General features: G+C 60.9%; 11 protein-coding genes. 9 read left to right on the top strand and 2 right to left on the bottom strand.

Features of this window, described 5'->3' with window-relative positions; all coding sequences use genetic code 11:
- The first annotated feature begins 124 nt into the window (after positions 1-124).
- From pilG to LJU29_RS02145, 6 genes are read left to right on the top strand one after another with little or no spacing between them, the layout of a single operon-like run.
- Complete coding sequence (gene pilG, locus LJU29_RS02120) at positions 125-535, top strand: twitching motility response regulator PilG (protein WP_002551738.1); 411 nt, start codon at positions 125-127, stop codon at positions 533-535.
- A gap of 46 nt (positions 536-581) precedes the next feature.
- Positions 582-947 carry a twitching motility response regulator PilH gene (gene pilH / locus LJU29_RS02125; protein WP_002551739.1) on the top strand — a complete coding sequence of 122 codons (366 nt, stop codon included), beginning with the start codon at positions 582-584 and terminating at the stop codon, positions 945-947.
- 14 nt (positions 948-961) lie between these two features.
- Positions 962-1,501 carry a chemotaxis protein CheW gene (locus LJU29_RS02130; RefSeq protein ID WP_002551740.1) on the top strand — a complete coding sequence of 180 codons (540 nt, stop codon included), beginning with the start codon at positions 962-964 and terminating at the stop codon, positions 1,499-1,501.
- 48 nt (positions 1,502-1,549) lie between these two features.
- Positions 1,550-3,592: a methyl-accepting chemotaxis protein gene (locus tag LJU29_RS02135; protein ID WP_002551741.1), complete on the top strand. Its 2,043-nt coding sequence runs from the start codon at positions 1,550-1,552 to the stop codon at positions 3,590-3,592.
- 47 nt (positions 3,593-3,639) lie between these two features.
- Entirely contained in the window at positions 3,640-9,609 is a 5,970-nt protein-coding gene (locus LJU29_RS02140; protein ID WP_257111585.1) for an Hpt domain-containing protein, read from the top strand.
- Complete coding sequence (locus LJU29_RS02145) at positions 9,602-10,072, top strand: chemotaxis protein CheW (RefSeq protein ID WP_002551743.1); 471 nt, start codon at positions 9,602-9,604, stop codon at positions 10,070-10,072. Before LJU29_RS02140 ends, LJU29_RS02145 begins: the two co-directional genes overlap by 8 nt.
- A gap of 1,736 nt (positions 10,073-11,808) precedes the next feature.
- Here the strand turns inward: LJU29_RS02145 and selO are convergent.
- Together selO and LJU29_RS02155 are read right to left on the bottom strand one after the other, a co-directional pair.
- Positions 11,809-13,272, bottom strand: a complete 1,464-nt coding sequence (selO, locus tag LJU29_RS02150) for a protein adenylyltransferase SelO (RefSeq protein ID WP_005752661.1) — start codon at positions 13,270-13,272, stop codon at positions 11,809-11,811.
- Positions 13,273-13,410: 138 nt separating this feature from the next.
- Entirely contained in the window at positions 13,411-14,076 is a 666-nt protein-coding gene (locus tag LJU29_RS02155) for a GntR family transcriptional regulator (protein ID WP_080438858.1), read from the bottom strand.
- 253 nt (positions 14,077-14,329) lie between these two features.
- On the opposite strand from LJU29_RS02155, the gene LJU29_RS02160 reads away from it, so the two are divergent.
- From LJU29_RS02160 to LJU29_RS02170, 3 genes are read left to right on the top strand one after another with little or no spacing between them, the layout of a single operon-like run.
- Positions 14,330-15,562 carry an NRAMP family divalent metal transporter gene (locus LJU29_RS02160; RefSeq protein ID WP_002551747.1) on the top strand — a complete coding sequence of 411 codons (1,233 nt, stop codon included), beginning with the start codon at positions 14,330-14,332 and terminating at the stop codon, positions 15,560-15,562.
- 15 nt (positions 15,563-15,577) lie between these two features.
- Positions 15,578-16,342 carry a LamB/YcsF family protein gene (locus LJU29_RS02165; protein WP_002551748.1) on the top strand — a complete coding sequence of 255 codons (765 nt, stop codon included), beginning with the start codon at positions 15,578-15,580 and terminating at the stop codon, positions 16,340-16,342.
- A 2-nt stretch (positions 16,343-16,344) separates the two neighbouring features.
- Positions 16,345-17,142, top strand: a complete 798-nt coding sequence (locus LJU29_RS02170) for a putative hydro-lyase (RefSeq protein WP_257111586.1) — start codon at positions 16,345-16,347, stop codon at positions 17,140-17,142.
- The last annotated feature ends 1 nt before the right edge of the window (position 17,143 follow it).

Raw genomic sequence — 17,143 nt, forward strand, 5'->3', positions numbered from 1 at the left:
GAGAGTATGCTAAAAAGGCTCGGCGTCCGGTTTTCGATCCTTGGGGATCAATGAAGCGATACCGTCAGGCTCCCAGTGCCTCGCAGAATGCGCAAAAATTCGCTGCGGCGATGGAAGAGCAGCTATGGAACAACACGCCTCCGCCTTGAAAGTCATGGTCATCGATGACTCGAAGACCATTCGCCGCACCGCCGAAACACTGCTTAAAAACGCAGGTTGCGAAGTCATCACTGCGATAGACGGTTTCGACGCGCTGGCCAAGATTGCCGATAACCACCCACGAATCATATTCGTAGATATCATGATGCCGCGTCTGGACGGTTATCAGACGTGTGCGCTGATCAAGAACAACCGCGCATTCAAGTCCACGCCGGTCATCATGCTGTCCTCCAAGGATGGTCTGTTCGACAAGGCCAAGGGGCGGATTGTCGGTTCCGATCAGTTTTTGACAAAGCCTTTCAGCAAGGAAGAACTGCTCAGCGCGATCAAGGCTCATGTGCCGGGCTTCGTTGCAGCAGAACAACACATATCATGACGCCCGCGCCCGATGTGGCACGCTCGTAACCTGACGGGGAACACCCATGGCTCGAATATTGATCGTCGATGACTCGCCGACTGAAATGTACAAACTCACCGGCATGCTGGAAAAGCACGGTCATGAAGTGCTCAAGGCCGAAAATGGCGCTGATGGCGTGGCTCTGGCCCGTCAGGAAAAACCCGATGCAGTGCTGATGGACATCGTCATGCCCGGGCTCAACGGCTTTCAGGCCACGCGTCAGCTGACCAAGGATGCCGACACCAACATGATCCCGGTGATCATGATCACCACCAAGGATCAGGAGACCGACAAGGTCTGGGGCAAACGCCAGGGCGCGCGGGATTACCTGACCAAACCGGTGGATGAAGAAACCCTGATGAAAACCCTGAATGCGGTGCTGGCCGGCTGATTGCCGGAATCGCCATGGCCGAGCCACGTACTGCCTTTGAACTGCTTCTTGATATGGATCGACGCTGTCGTTCGCTGGCGGCGGGCCTGCCGCTGCAGGAAGCTCATCAGCAGGATTGGGTCGGCATCGGTTTCCGGATGGGTGAGCAGCGCTTCGTGGCACCTATCGGCGAAATCGCCGAAATCCTTCACGAGCCTCATCATGCAGTGATGCCGGGCGTGAAGTTCTGGGTGGCGGGTATCGCCAATCTGCGCGGCCGATTGTTACCACTCATGGATTTATGCGGGTTTTTCGGCCACGAACTGACCCCCGCGCGCAAACAGCGCCGGGTGCTGGTTGTCGAGCACAACGATGTGTTCGCCGGTCTGCTGGTCGATGAGGTGTTCGGCATGCAACGTTTCAGTCAGTTGAGCCTCATACCCCAGACATCACAAGACATCGATCAAGGTATCGCGCCGTTCTTGCGCGGGCAGTTCATTCGCGAGCAGGCGTGGCAGATATTCAGTCCGTGGGCGCTGGTGCAGTCTGCAGACTTCATGGACCTGGCATCTTAGGCTCTGGTTTGTTTTGTTTCACAATTGATCCAGGCGGGGGCCTGATTAATGAGTAATACAGGCAGATCAAGGGAAGGCGCGCGCAGCCGGACGCAGATTATTCTGCTGTTTGTCGCGCTTATCGTTTTCATCATGTTGCTGTTCGCCAACTTCGCCTATCTCAACACTCAATCGAACTACGACAAACAGTACATCGGGCATGCTGGTGAGCTACGCGTGTTATCCCAGCGCATCGCGAAAAACGCCACCGAAGCGGCCGCCGGTAAAACCCAGGCGTTCAAGCTGCTGGCCGATGCGCGCAACGATTTCGACGTGCGCTGGGGCTACCTGAGAAAAGGCGACCCGGCCACCGGGCTGCCTGCGGCTCCTGATCTGATACGCGACGAATTGCGCACCGTTCAGCGCGACTGGGAGGGGCTGCGCAAAAGTACCGATGTGATTCTGGCCAGCGAACAGACGGTTTTGTCGCTGCATCAGGTGGCTGCGACACTGGCCGAAACCATCCCGCAATTGCAGGCCGAATACGAAAAAGTCGTGGAAAGCCTTCTGCAAAGCCGTGCGCCGGCTGCGCAGGTGGTGGTTGCGCAGCGTCAGGCGCTGCTCGCAGAACGAATCCTCGGCTCGGTCAATACCGTGCTGGCAGGTGACGAAACAGCGGTGCAGGCAGCCGATGCGTTTGGCCGCGACGCCAGCCAGTTTGGTCGTGTGCTCAACGGCATGCTGGAGGGCAATGCCACGCTGCGAATCTCCCAGGTCGAAGACCGCGATGCCCGTGCACGGTTGGCGGAAATTGCCGAGCTGTTCGAGTTTGTGTCCGGCTCGGTGGACGAGATTCTTGAAACCTCGCCCGAGCTGTATCAGGTGCGTGAGGCGTCCGGAAACATTTTCAACACCTCACAGACCCTGCTGGATGAAACCTCGGTACTCACCAACAGCCTGGAAAACATGGCCAAGCGCCGTACTGTGAATACCATCGGTGGCTATGTACTGGGCTTGCTGGCGCTGATGTCGATCATCCTTATCGGTCTGGTCATGGTCCGCGAGACCAACCGCCAGTTGCGCGAAACCGCACAGAAGAGCGAGCGTAACCAGACCGCGATCATGCGTTTGCTGGACGAGATCGAGAACCTCGCTGACGGTGATCTGACGGTGACGGCCTCGGTGACCGAAGATTTCACCGGCGCGATTGCCGATTCCATCAATTATTCCATCGACCAGTTGCGCGAGCTGGTGGTGACCATCAACCTGACGGCCGAACAGGTTGCTGCTGCCGTTACCGAAACTCAGGCCACGGCCATGCAGTTGTCTGCCGCCTCCGAGCATCAGGCGCTGCAGATCAGCGCGGCTTCGACGGCAATCAACGACATGGCAGCGTCCATCGATCAGGTGTCGACCAATGCATCGGAATCCTCGGCGGTGGCAGAGCGCTCCGTAGCGATTGCCAACAAGGGCAACGAGGTCGTACACAACACCATTCACGGCATGGACAACATTCGCGAACAGATTCAGGACACGTCCAAGCGTATTAAGCGCCTGGGTGAGTCTTCTCAGGAAATCGGCGATATTGTCAGCCTGATCGACGACATTGCCGATCAGACCAATATTCTGGCCCTCAACGCGGCCATTCAGGCTTCGATGGCCGGTGATGCCGGACGTGGCTTTGCCGTGGTGGCTGACGAAGTACAGCGGCTGGCCGAGCGCTCGTCGTCTGCCACCAAGCAGATCGAAACGCTGGTGCGGGCCATTCAGAACGACACCAACGAGGCGGTCATCTCCATGGAGCAGACCACCAGCGAGGTGGTACGCGGCGCACGACTGGCGCAGGACGCCGGGGTGGCGCTGGGGGAAATCGAAGGTGTTTCCCGAGTGCTGGCCGAACTGATCGAAAGTATCACCGATGCCGCTCACCAGCAGGCCGAGTCGGCCGGTCAGATTTCACAGATCATGACTGTCATTCAGCAGACCACCTCACAGACCACCTCGGGCACCTCGGCCACGGCCGAAAGCATCGGCAATCTGGCAAAAATGGCCAGCGAAATGCGTCGTTCGGTATCGGGTTTTGCCCTGCCGTCATCGAAGAAAGCCGGATGATGTACAACCAATGAACAACCTTGATTGGGTAACAGGCGGTACTCGTCATGGCTGATCGTCACGATTACGTGGCCCTTGAATGGCTTAAGGGCGAAATCGCCGAAACGCTGCGCCAGGCCCGCAACGAGCTGGATGCCTTCATCGAAGACCCGGCCAACAGCGCGGCGATGGCCGAATGTCTGAACCTGGTGCATCAGGTTCACGGCAGCCTGCAGATGATCGAGTTTTACGGCGCGGCGTTGCTGGCCGAGGAAATCGAGCAACTGGCGCTGGCGGTCCAGCAGAACCGTGTCAGCCATCCGGTGGAGTCCGAGCAACTGCTGATTCAGGCCATGAGTCAGTTGCCGGTTTATCTGGAGCGTATCCACTCCGCGCGCCGCGACCTGCCGTTGGTGGTGTTGCCGTTGCTCAATGACCTGCGCAGTGCGCGGGGCGAAAGTCTGCTCTCGGAAACCAGCCTGTTCGCCCCGCAACTGGTCGTCGTTCCTGCGCTCGATGACCAGGAACTGGCGCGGCGCAATACCCCTGAATTGCCCAACCTGCTGCGCAAGCTGCGTCAGACCTTGCAGGCGGCGCTGGCGGGCCTGATGCGCGAGCAGGGCGTTCAGACCCAGCTCGGTTACATGGCCAAGGTGTTTGCCCGGCTGGAGCAGTTATGCGAGGACGCGCCGCTCGGTCCGCTCTGGCGAATCGCCTCGGCGCTGGTCGAAACCATGCTCAACGGCAACTTCACCAACAGCCCGGCCCTGCGCAGCCTGCTGAAGGATGCCGACAAGGAACTCAAGCGGCTGGCCGAGCAGGGCGTGACCGGCATCAATCAGCCGGCCCCCGAAGAGCTGCTGAAAAGCCTGCTGTTCTACATCGCCAAGTCCGACAGCCTGGCACCGAAGATGCTCGACCTCAAAGACCAGTACGCGCTGGCCGATGCCTTGCCCGGCAACGATGTGGTCAATGAAGAACGCGCACGCATGGCCGGGCCGGACCGCGACGCCATGCGCTCGGTAATCGTAGCCCTGTGCGAAGGGCTGGTCCGGGTCAAGGAACGGCTTGACGTGTTCGTGCGCGGTGACCGCCAGCATGTCAGTGAACTCAACGCGCTGCTGCCGCCGTTGCGGCAGATCGCCGATACCCTGGCGGTGCTTGGCTTCGGCCAGCCGCGTAAGGTGATCATCGATCAGCTTTCTGTCGTTCTGGGGCTGGCGCAGGGGCAGCGCGAGCCCAGCGACGGCGCGCTGATGGATGTTGCGGGCGCCTTGCTCTACGTCGAATCGACCCTTGCGGGCATGGCCGGGAGCAACGAACAGACCAGCCGTGAAGAAAGCCGCCTGCCGACCACTGACCTGACGCAAATTCATCAACTGTTGATTCGCGAAGCCCGCACGGTGTTGCAGCAGGCCAAGGACGTGATCCTCGATTACATCGACGGTGAGTGGGACCGCCAGCGGCTCGACCCGCTTTGCGCGCTGATCGTGCAGGTTCGCGGTGCGCTGGCGATGATCCCGCTGGCCCGTGCTGCCAGCCTGCTGGCCGCCTGCAACGAATACATTCAGGAACACCTGCTGGTGGACGAAACCCGTCCCAGCTGGGTTCAGCTCGATTGCCTGGCCGATACAATTACTGGCATCGAGTATTACCTGGAGCGCATGCTCGAAGACCATGAAGCGCCGGGTGATCAGGTCCTCGACATGGCCCAGCAAAGCCTGGCGCGGCTGGGCTATACGCCCGCTGCCGACACCCTTGAAGTGCCGCTGCTGGAAGAAATCATCACCCAGGATGAGTTGCTGGAACTGGATGATCGCAAGGCGCTGGTCAGCTCTGCGCAAACCATTGCCCAGGTCCTTGCCAGCCCGGTGTCGGCAGTCAATCCGCCTGCCCGCAACGTACCCACCAGCCTGTTGCCGCCCTCGGCAGACGAAGAGGCGGTGGACGACGAGTTGCGCGAAGTCTTTCTGGAAGAGGCAGACGAGGTGCTCGACGCATTGCGCGAGTATCTGCCGCGCTGGTTTGCCTCACTGGGCAGCGGCGGCCATTGGGACAGCACCGCACTGACCGAAGTGCGCCGGGCGTTTCATACCCTCAAGGGCAGCGGCCGGATGGTGCGTGCGCTGATTCTCAGCGAACTGGCCTGGTCGGTGGAGAACCTGCTCAACCGGGTGCTGGAAGGCGATGTGCTGGCGGGTCTTGAAGTTCAGCAATTGATGAGCGAAGTGCTGACGCTGCTACCTTCGGTGATTCGCGATTTCGCCGAGGATGCGCAGCGCCAGCGTAACGATGTCGACCTGCTGGCGGCCCGTGCCCATGCGCTGGCCAATGGACTTGAGCTGCCGGCACTGCCCGCAACCGGTGAATCTGTGCCGGTCGAAGCGCTTGATCCGCAATTGCTGGAAATTTTCCGTCAGGAAGCGCTCGGGCATCTGAATACCCTGGGTCGCTTCCTCGACAACGCCGAACAATCGGCATCACCTTCAATCAGCGACGCAGTGCTGCGTGCGCTGCACACCCTTAAAGGCAGCGCGCACATGGCCGGTGTGTTGCCGATTGCCGAGCTGGCCAGCCCGCTCGACCAGTTGGTGCGTGAATACAAAGCCAACCTTATCGACATCGGCGCGCCCGAACTCGCCCTGCTGCGCAGCGCAGAACCGTTGTTGCACGACGGGCTCAAGCAACTCGACACAACCCCGCTGGCAGCCATTGCGGGTGCTGCGCAGCTGATCGAAGCGGCCCTGGCGCTACTCAACGAGCGGCTCACTGTGGTGCTGCGCGAGTCGGACAGTGGCCTGCGGATCAAGCGTAATCCCACGCTGCTTGCCGGCTTTCTGGCCGAAGGCATGGATATCGTGCTGGACGCGGAAAACCTGTTGCGGCGCTGGCGTCAGCACCCGGGCGAACGTCAGGAGCTGAGCGCGTTGCTCGATGAACTGACCACGCTGGGGCATGGCGCGCATCTGGCCGATCTGCCGCAGGTCGATGAGCTCTGCGAAGCCTTGCTCGACCTATACGGGGCGGTCGAGGAAAGCAGCCTGGCGGTCAGCGAACGCTTTTTCGATGCAGCAGAGAGCGCCCACGAAGCGTTGATCAATATGCTTGATCAGGTGGCTGCCGGTCAGGACGTCGAACCACGTCCCGAGTGCGTGCGAGCCTTGAACCAGTTGCTGGATCAGGCGCTGGACCCTTCGGCGACCGGTCTGGTCAAGAGCGATGGCCATCGGACCCTGAGCGTTACCGAACTCAACGCGGCCACCGAGCAATTGGCCAGTGAGGCCGAGCATGCTGAAACTGCTGGCCCTGACGACGAGATCGTCGAGATATTTCTGGAAGAGGCTGTCGATATCCTCGACAGCGCCGGTCAGGCGTTGCAGCGCTGGCTGGCTGATCCGGAAAACTCCGCGCCGCTGGCCTCACTGCAGCGCGACCTGCACACCCTCAAGGGCGGCGCGCGGATGGCCGAGGTGGCCGAGGTGGCCGAGGTGGGCGACCTTGCCCACGAACTGGAAAACCTCTACGAAGGCTTGATCGACCGGCGCTTCAACCATTCGCCAGCGCTGGCCGAGCTGCTGCATGAGAGTCACGACCATCTGGCGATTCTGCTGGAGCAGTTGTATCGGCAGGAAGCGCTCAGTGACCCCTCGGCCTTGATCGAAGCGCTGGGCCGCTGCCGCACGCTCGAGAGCTCAGGGTCTGATGTGCAGGCACCGCCAACGGCCAGCGAAGATCTTCCTGAACATGACACCGAGCTGCGTGAAGTCTTCCTTGAGGAGGGTTTCGACATTATCGAAAGCTCGGGCCCGGCACTGGCCCGCTGGCAGGCTGATCCGCACAACCTGCTGGAAGTCGAAAACCTGTTGCGTGACCTGCACACCCTAAAGGGCGGCGCGCGGATGGTCGAAATCGCCCCGATAGGCGATCTGGCCCACGAGCTGGAAACGCTTTATGAAGGGCTTTCTGCCGGCAACCTGCAACCTGCGCCATTGATGATCAGCCTGTTGCAAAGCGGTCACGATGTGCTGGCCGATATGCTCGACGCAGTGCGTAACGAAAAGCCGCTGCCTGATGCCTCGCTGCTGATTGAAAGCATCCGCAGACTGGCCAGCGATGAACCGGTGGGCGAGCCGGTGGTTGCGCAAACCTTTGAAACCGGTCCTGAATCGGTGGTGGCCGTCGCGCCTGCTGCTGACGGCGAGGTCGAGCGCAGTGGGCCGGAAATGGTCAAGGTGCCCGCCGAGCAACTGGAAGACCTGGTCAACCTGGCCGGTGAAACGTCTATTTTCCGTGGGCGGATCGAACAGCAGATTCTGGATTCGCAGGTCGCGCTGCTGGAAGTTGAAACCACTATCGAGCGGATGCGCGATCAATTGCGTCGCCTGGATATGGAAACCCAAGGCCGTATTCTCAGTCGCGAGCAGGTTCAGGCCGAGCGGCTGGGTTATGAGGAATTCGACCCGCTGGAAATGGACCGCCATTCGCAGTTGCAACAGTTGTCGCGTGCGCTTTTCGAGTCTGCCTCCGACCTGATGGACCTCAAGGAAACCCTCGGTGCGCGGGCCCGCGACGCTGAAACGCTGCTGTCGCAACAGGCCAGGGTCAACACCCAGTTGCAGGAAGGCCTGATGCGTACGCGCATGGTGCCGTTCGAACGCCTGGTGCCGCGTTTGCGTCGCGTGGTGCGCCAGGTTGCCTCGGAACTGCACAAGAAGGTCCATTTCGAGGTCGGCAATGCCGACGGTGAAATGGACCGAAATGTGTTGGAAAGGATGGTCGCGCCGCTGGAGCACATGCTGCGCAACGCTGTTGATCATGGCCTGGAAAGCACCGAAAAACGCATCGCTGCCGGTAAGCCGGAGCAGGGCCATATCAGCCTTGAGCTGATGTACGAAGGCGGCGATATGGTGATCGAGTTGAGCGATGACGGCTCGGGTGTCGACCTGGCGGCCGTGCGCCGCAAGGCCATCAAACGCGGCATGATCCATCCGGATGCCGATCTGTCCGACCATGAGGTTTTGCCGTTCATTCTGCAGGCGGGGTTTTCCACCAGCGAGATCATCACCCAGATTTCCGGACGTGGCGTCGGGATGGATGTGGTGCATGCCGAGGTCAAACAACTGGGCGGCTCGATGGTCATCGACTCGGTGCCTGGCAAGGGCACGCGCTTCCGTATCCGGCTGCCGATTTCGGTGTCGGTCAACCGGGCGTTGATGGTGACGTGCGGCGAAGAACAGTATGCGGTACCGCTCAATACCGTCGATGGCATCGTGCGTGTCATGGCCAATGAGCTGGACGGCTATTACCAGACCACCCCGCCGCGCTATCAATATGGCGGACGCAGTTACGAGCTGCGCTATCTGGGCGAATTGCTGGGCAGCAGCCCGCCCAGACTGGCCGGGCAATTGCAGCCGCTGCCTGTATTGCTGGTGCATTTGCAGGATCAGTGGGTGGCTGTGCAGGTCGATGCGCTGGCAGGTTCACGCGAAATTGTGGTCAAGAGCCTTGGTACGCAGTTCTCAAGGGTGCAGGGCATTTCCGGTGCGACTATTCTGGGTGATGGGCGTGTGGTCCTGATTCTCGACTTGATGGCGCAGATTCGTACCTTGCAGGGCTTGCCTTTCAGAGGGTTGGCGCCTGTCTACCACGAAGCCGAGCACGCCAGGCCGTTGCTGGTGATGGTGGTGGACGATTCGGTGACGGTACGCAAAGTCACCAGCCGATTGCTTGAGCGCCACGGCATGCATGTGCTGACCGCCAAGGACGGGATTGACGCCATGACCCTGTTGCAGGAGCACACGCCTGACATCATGCTGCTGGATATCGAAATGCCGCGCATGGACGGCTTTGAAGTAGCCAGCCAGATCCGCCAGGACGAACAGCTCAAGGAACTGCCCATCATCATGATCACTTCCCGCTCGGGCCAGAAGCACCGGGATCGGGCCATGGCGGTGGGCGTCAACGAGTACCTGAGCAAGCCTTATCAGGAAACCGTGTTGCTGGAGAGTATTGCTTACTGGAGTCAGGTGCATGTCTGAAGGTACGTTCCAGACCAGTCGCCTGACCAGCCTGACCGGCCTGCTGCTGCCGTTGAGTGACCGGCATTTGCTGCTGCCCAACGTCGCGGTCGCCGAGTTGATCGACTACCAGGACTGCAGCGCAGAGCCGGGCGCTCCCGAGTGGTATCTGGGACCGATCAGCTGGCGCGAGCTGACCTTGCCGTTGCTCAGTTTCGAAGCCGCCTGCGGAGGCCGCACCCGCGTGGGTGGCCGGGCCCGGATTGTAGTGCTCAATGCACTGGGCGGGCGTAACGACGTCAGGTTCATCGCGTTGCTCACCCAAGGCATTCCGCGCTCGTGCAAAGTCGACAGCCAGTTGAGCTACGTCGACGTCCCACTGGCCGAACTGGAGCTGGCTGCCGTACAGATCGGCGAAACCGTCGCGCGCATCCCCGACCTGGAAGGGCTGGAGCAGTGGCTGGTAGATGCAGGGCTGTCATAGGTAAAGAGGACGCAGAGCGTCCAGAACGGCATGCGACGCGGAGCGCCGCACGATAGTCAGGTTATCGTTCCGCACGCTCCAGCGTGGGAATGCCGTGCGTGACGCTCCGCGTCACAGATCTGTGCCGCGCCGCACATTCCGGATAGGACGCGGAGCGTCCAGAACTGCATGCGACGCGGAGCGCCGCACGATAGTTACAGGATTATCGTTCCTCACGCTCCAGCGTGGGAATGCCGTGCGTGACGCTCCGCGTCACAAATATGCGCTGCACCGCACATTCCGGATAGGACGCGGAGCGTCCAGAACTGCATGCGACGCGGAGCGCCGCACGATAGTTACAGGATTATCGTTCCGCACGCTCCAGCGTGGGAATGCCGTGCGTGACGCTCCGCGTCACAAATCTGCGCCGCACCGCACAGTCAGGATCGGACGCAGAGCGTCCAGAACGGCATGCGACGCGGAGCGCCGCACGATAGTTACAGGATTATCGTTCCTCACGCTCCAGCGTGGGAATGCCGTGCGTGATGCTCCGCGTCACACATCTGTGCCGCGCCGCACATTCCGGATCGGACGCGGAGCGTCCAGAACGGCATGCGACGCGGAGCGCCGCACGATAGTTACAGGGTGATCGTTCCGCACGCTCCAGCGTGGGAATGCCGTGTGTGATGCTCCGCGTCACACATCTGTGCCGCGCCGCACATTCCGGATCGGACGCGGAGCGTCCAGAACGGCATGCGACGCGGAGCGCCGCACGATAGTTACAGGGTGATCGTTCCGCACGCTCCAGCGTGGGAATGCCGTGTGTGATGCTCCGCGTCACACATCTGTGCCGCACCGCACATTCCGGATAGGACGCGGAGCGTCCAGAACGGCATGCGACGCGGAGCGCCGCACGGTAGTTACAGGGTTATCGTTCCTCACGCTCCAGAGTGGGAATGCCGTGCGTGACGCTCCGCGTCACAGATCTGTGCCGCACCGCACATTCCGGATAGGACGCGGAGCGTCCAGAACAGCATGCGACGCGGAGCGCCGCACGATAGTTACAGGGTGATCGTTCCTCACGCTCCAGCGTGGGAATGCCGTGCGTGACGCTCCGCGTCACAGATCTGTGCCGCACCGCACATTCCGGATAGGACGCGGAGCGTCCAGAACGGCATGCGACGCGGAGCGCCGCACGATAGTTACAGGGTTATCGTTCCTCACGCTCCAGCGTGGGAATGCCGTGTGTGATGCTCCGCGTCACAAATCTGTGCCGCACCGCACATTCCGGATAGGACGCGGAGCGTCCAGAACGGCATGCGACGCGGAGCGCCGCACGATAGTTACAGGATTATCGTTCCGCACGCTCCAGCGTGGGAATGCCGTGCGTGACGCTCCGCGTCATAAATCTGCGCCGCGCCGCACAGTCGGGATCGGACGCAGAGCGTCCAGAACGGCATGCGACGCGGAGCGCCGCACGATAGTTACAGGGTTATCGTTCCTCACGCTCCAGCGTGGGAATGCCGTGTGTGATGCTCCGCGTCACAGATCTGTGCCGCACCGCACATTCCGGATAGGACGCGGAGCGTCCAGAACGGCATGCGACGCGGAGCGTCGCACGATAGTCATAGTTGAGGTGATCGTTCCGCACGCTCCAGCGTGGGAATGCCGTGCGTGACGCTCCGCGTCACAGATCTGTGCCGCGCCGCACACTCAAGGCAGGACGCAGAGCATGGGCACGATAGGGAATCAAAGCCTCACGACGAACAGCTGATTTCCAGATGCTTGCCCCAGTCCGGTGGTCGCTGGGCGTAGCCTTCCATTCCGGGTTGTTCGGTGAAGGGCGTGCAGAGCACTTGGTGCAGGCGGCGGACTTCTGCATAGTCACCTTTTTCCGCTGCGGCGATAGCGTTCTGGGCCAGGTAGTTGCGCAGGATGTACAGCGGATTGACCGCGTGCATGCGGGTTTGACGCTCTTGCTCGGTGCCTTTGCCCTCGCCGGCAATACGCGCCAGATACGCTTCTGCCCAGCCATCGAAGCCCTTGATGTCGACAAAGTCGTCGCGCAATGTGCGCAGCGCTTCTACGGCGGGCTGATCGCCCAGACGACGGAAAAACAGGGTGTAATCCACGCCACTGTTCTGCATCAGCTTCAGCAACTGACTGACCAGTTGTTCGTCCTGCTCCTGGGCAATGGTCAGGCCCAGTCGACGACGCATCAGGTCCAGGTAGTGCGCTTGATAAAGCGGCAGGAACAAGCCGATGGTCTCGCGTAACGCTTCCACGCTGATGAACGGCGTCAGCGCCTGCGCCAGTGCGCTCAGGTTCCATTGCGCGATAGGCACCTGATTGCTGAAGGAGTAGCGTCCCTCGTGATCGGAGTGGTTGCAGATGAAGTGCTCGTCGAAATCATCCAGAAACGCAAACGGACCGAAATCGAAGGTAATGCCCAGAATCGACATGTTGTCGGTGTTCATCACGCCATGACAGAAGCCGTAGGCCTGCCACTTGGCAATCAGCTCGGCGTTACGCTCGACGATTTCGCGGAACATCGCCAGATACGGCTCAGGCTGCTCCTGGCAGTGCGGGTAATGCATCGTCAGCACATGCTCGGCGAGGGTCTTCAACTGCTCTGGCTGTTTGGTGTAGAAAAAGTATTCCAGACTGCCGAAGCGCACATGGCTCTGCGCCAGACGCAGCACCATCGCTGCATGTTCCTGGGTTTCGCGCCACACCGGCGTGCTGGAGCTGACCACACACCCCGCGCGGCTGCTGGGGATGCCCAGCGCGTGCAACGCTTCGGAAGCCAGAAACTCGCGGATCGACGAACGCAGCACGGCGCGCCCGTCACCCATCCGCGAGTACGGCGTGCGGCCCGCGCCCTTGAGGTGCAGGTCCCAGTGTTCGCCTGCGTCGTTATACACCTCGCCCAGCAACAGCCCGCGGCCGTCGCCCAGGCGCGGGTTGTAGGAACCAAACTGATGGCCGGAATAAACCATCGCTCGCGGCTCGGCCTCTGACCACAGCTTGTGGCCGCTGAAGATTTCCGCGAACAGCGGCAGATCGGCTTGTTCAGGGGCCAGGTCCAGCAGCGCCAGCGCGGATTCGCTGGCAACCACAAGCCGCGGCGCATCGATGGGCTCAGGCAGCACGGAAGTGGAGAACGCATCGCCCAGTCGGGCAAAGCGGTTGTCGAAAGTGAGTTCGTCGAGTGCTTTCAAAGCGTATCGCCTCCAGAGGGGAATTTCAGGCTTTCAACGAAGCGGCGGCCTGCCTGGCTCGTCGGGCGTGTTGCAACGGTCAGAACCCGTAGACCGGGTCCCTGGGTGGTAGTTCTGGTGATCGGGGCTGCGCCCGGACTATCGGTTCCGGCTTCGCTCGAAGGCGGCCAGAATCGTTCGTTCCGATTGCACCAGATAATCCTCGAGCATGCGCGTCGCCTCATCGGTCTTGCCCGCGTCAAGGCGCCCGAGTACCGCTGCATTCATGTCCAGATAGGGCGAATGCAGAAGCTCCGGGTCGTTGAGCAGCCCGAAGGCCAGGCGCAATTCTGCCGAGATCTGCGCATAAAACGCCGCCAGTCGCGGGCTGTCGGACAGCTCGACGATGGCCTTGTGAAACATCATGTTGGCGGTGCCCACGGCAATCCAGTCCTTGGCCTCACGCGCCTGCACGCCGGCCTCGACCGCATTGCGCATGTGCAGCACACCGGGATGCTGTGGATAAGCCTGGGCAATCGCCCCGCATTCGATGAAGCGCCGAATTCGGTAGATATCGATGATTGAAGCCATATCAGGCTTGGCCACGGTGACGCCTCGATTGGGTTCGTGGGTCAGCAGTCCTTCGCGGGTCAGCACTCTGAAGGCTTCTCTGAGGGTGTTACGGGAAATATCCAGACTCTCGGCCAGCGCCGCTTCCGAAAGGCGTTGACCGGGAACCAGCTCACCCTCGACCAGCATTCTGCGAAGCTCTGTGGTGATGGATTCTCCAAGCGTACGAGGGAGGAGAGAGGCAGCGTCATTCATAAAGGGTCCGGATAAAGAAAAGCCGAGTCGATATTCCACGACAGCTCATTGGCTGGCAAGGACGAAGGTCAGCAGATGCTTCATCAGGTAGCACATCTGAGTCCCCGCGTAACAACATGGTGCAAATGGTTGATCCATATCACCAACATTGTTCAACAATATTCTCTTTATGGATCTACAACTTGGCGCGTTTGAATGCCCTTTGGCATGCTCATTGCTCTGGCAGGTTACCTCTCATCTCAGGAATGCCGCCGTGACACAGACTGCCAATGAGTTCACCAAGGCGCGTCGCGCCTCATTGATCGCCGCGATCTTCATGATGGCGACCTCTGCCATCGGCCCAGGATTTCTGACCCAGACAGCCACTTTCACCGCGACCCTGGGGGCGGCGTTTGCCTTCGGCATTCTGGCGTCGATCCTGATCGACTTCGTGGTGCAGTTGAATGTCTGGCGCATCGTGACGCTGACCAGAATGCGCGCGGCCGATCTGGCCAACGCAGCGATCCCAGGCAGTGGTTATCTGCTCGCGGTACTGGTCATCTTCGGCGGTCTGGTGTTCAGTCTGGGCAACATCGCCGGTGCGGGCCTGGGCTTGAATGCGTTGACCGGTCTTGACCCCAAATGGGGGGGCGCCTTGAGTGCGCTGATCGCCATTGCGATCTTCTCGTCGCACCGTGCGGGTATTGCGATGGATCGCATCATGATGGTGCTGGGCACCTTGAAGGTCTGCCTGATTCTCTTCGCCGCCTTTGCCTCGCACCCGCCGCTGGGCGAGGCTCTGCGCCAGACCATCCTGCCGGACATGGTTGATTTCGCCGCCATCACCACCATCGTCGGCGGCACGGTCGGTGGCTATATCACTTACGCCGGTGCTCACCGCTTGCTGGATCGCGGCACCGTCGGGGTCGAGAACATCGATGTCGTGTCCAAGGCGGCGCTGACCGGTATTCTGGTCACCGGGGTTGTCCGTTACATACTGTTTCTGGCAATCCTCGGCGTGGTCGCCAGCGGCGTTGTCATCGATGTATCTGGCCAGGGCGCAAACCCTGCGGCCCAGGCGTTCACCGCTGCCGCTGGCAACTTCGGCCTGATCATGTTCGGCCTGGTGCTCTGGGCGGCCGGCATCAGCAGCGTGATCGGCGCGTCCTATACTTCGATGTCGTTCATCACGGTATTTTCCAAACGCATCACCGAGCGCGTGCGCAACCTTGCCACGGTCGGCTTTATCCTGATCACCGTGGTCGTATACGTCATGTGGGGCAAACCACCGGCTGCGCTGCTGGTGTTTGCCGGTGGCTTCAACGGCTTGATTCTGCCACTGGGCCTGAGCATTTTCATGTACGTCGGCTGGCGTCGGTCCGACATGATGGACGGCTACCACTACCCGCGCTGGCTATTGGTGCTGGGCGTGCTGACCTGTCTGCTGTCGTGGTACATGGCGTTCAAATCGGCGGGAGCCATCTTTGCCTTCATCAATGCAGCCTGATTTCGGAGAATAAAAATGCCTGCAATAGACCTCAACAGTGATCTCGGTGAAAGCTTCGGCGCCTGGAGCATGGGCGACGACGAGGCGATTCTCGATGTGGTCAGCAGCGCCAATGTGGCCTGCGGTTTTCATGCTGGTGATCCCGCCGGCATCCTGCGCACCCTTGAGGCCGCTGCGGCCCGGGGCGTGGCCATTGGTGCGCATGTGGCTTACCCGGACCTCGTCGGGTTTGGCCGCCGCAACATGGATATCCCGAGCGACCAACTGACCGCCGACGTCATTTACCAGATCGGCGCGCTTCAGGGGCTGGCGCGCAGCGCTGGTACCAGCGTGACATACGTCAAACCCCACGGCGCGCTGTACAACACCATCGCTGGCGATCAGCGCCAGGCAGCGGCGGTCATTCAGGCGCTGCTGCGCATCGACCCTGCGCTGAAGCTGGTGTGTCTGGCCAATTCGCCACTGCTTGGCTGGGCGCGGGAAGCCGGACTGGCGTGCGTTGCCGAAGCATTCGCCGACCGCGCCTATACCGCTGAAGGCACGCTGGTCTCGCGCTCGCGGCCCGGTGCCGTGCTGCACGACGCCGAACTGATCGCCGAACGCATGTTGCGCCTGGTGCGCGACGGGGTTATCGAGGCTGAAGACGGCCGCGAAATCAGCCTGCAAGCCGATTCTATCTGCGTACACGGCGACAGCCCGGGCGCGGTGAACATCGCCCGCATCCTGAAAGACCGTTTGCACGACGCAGGCGTTACCGTCCGCGCATTCAATAGGGGCTGATCATGAACAACACCTTGCAACACGCCCGTCAGGCGGCTATCGACGCACGTGCCCGCTATCGACAAGGGTTTGTCTCGCCTACCGCAGGTCAGGCTCCCGGTCTGACCCAGTGCAACATGATCACGCTGCCGCGCGACTGGGCCTATGACTTTCTGCTGTTCGCCCAGCGCAACCCGCAAGCCTGTCCGGTGCTGGATGTGACCGAGCCCGGCAGTTACACCACGTTGCTGGCCGAACAGGCCGACCTGCGCACTGACCTGCCGTTGTATCGGGTCTGGCGTGATGGGCAACTGGCTGAAGAAGTCAGCGACGCCAGCGAAATCTGGGCGCAGCACGGCGATCTGGTCAGTTTTCTGATCGGTTGCAGTTTCACCTTCGAAACCGACCTGATGAACGCCGGGATCGACGTGCGCCATATCAGCGAAGGCTGCAACGTACCGATGTACCGCAGCAATCGTGTCTGTCGACCTGCCGGGCGCTTGCAGGGAAACATGGTGGTTTCTATGCGGCCCATCGCTGCGGACCGGGTTGCCGAGGCAGCAAGGATCACCGGGCGTTACCCCGGCGTGCACGGCGCGCCGGTGCATGTCGGCGAACCTGAGCTGCTTGGCATCAAGGACTTGGCGCATCCGGACTTCGGCGATGCAGTGAGCATCAAGCCCGGCGAGATTCCTGTGTTCTGGGCCTGCGGCGTGACCCCGCAGGCGGTTGTCATGGCGTCTCGTGTGCCGTTCGCGATTTCCCATGCGCCGAGGCACATGTTCATTACCGATATTCCGGACAGCTACTACCACGTATAGG

The sequence above is a fragment of the Pseudomonas ficuserectae genome, from assembly GCF_024584585.1.
Lineage (GTDB): Bacteria > Pseudomonadota > Gammaproteobacteria > Pseudomonadales > Pseudomonadaceae > Aquipseudomonas > Aquipseudomonas amygdali.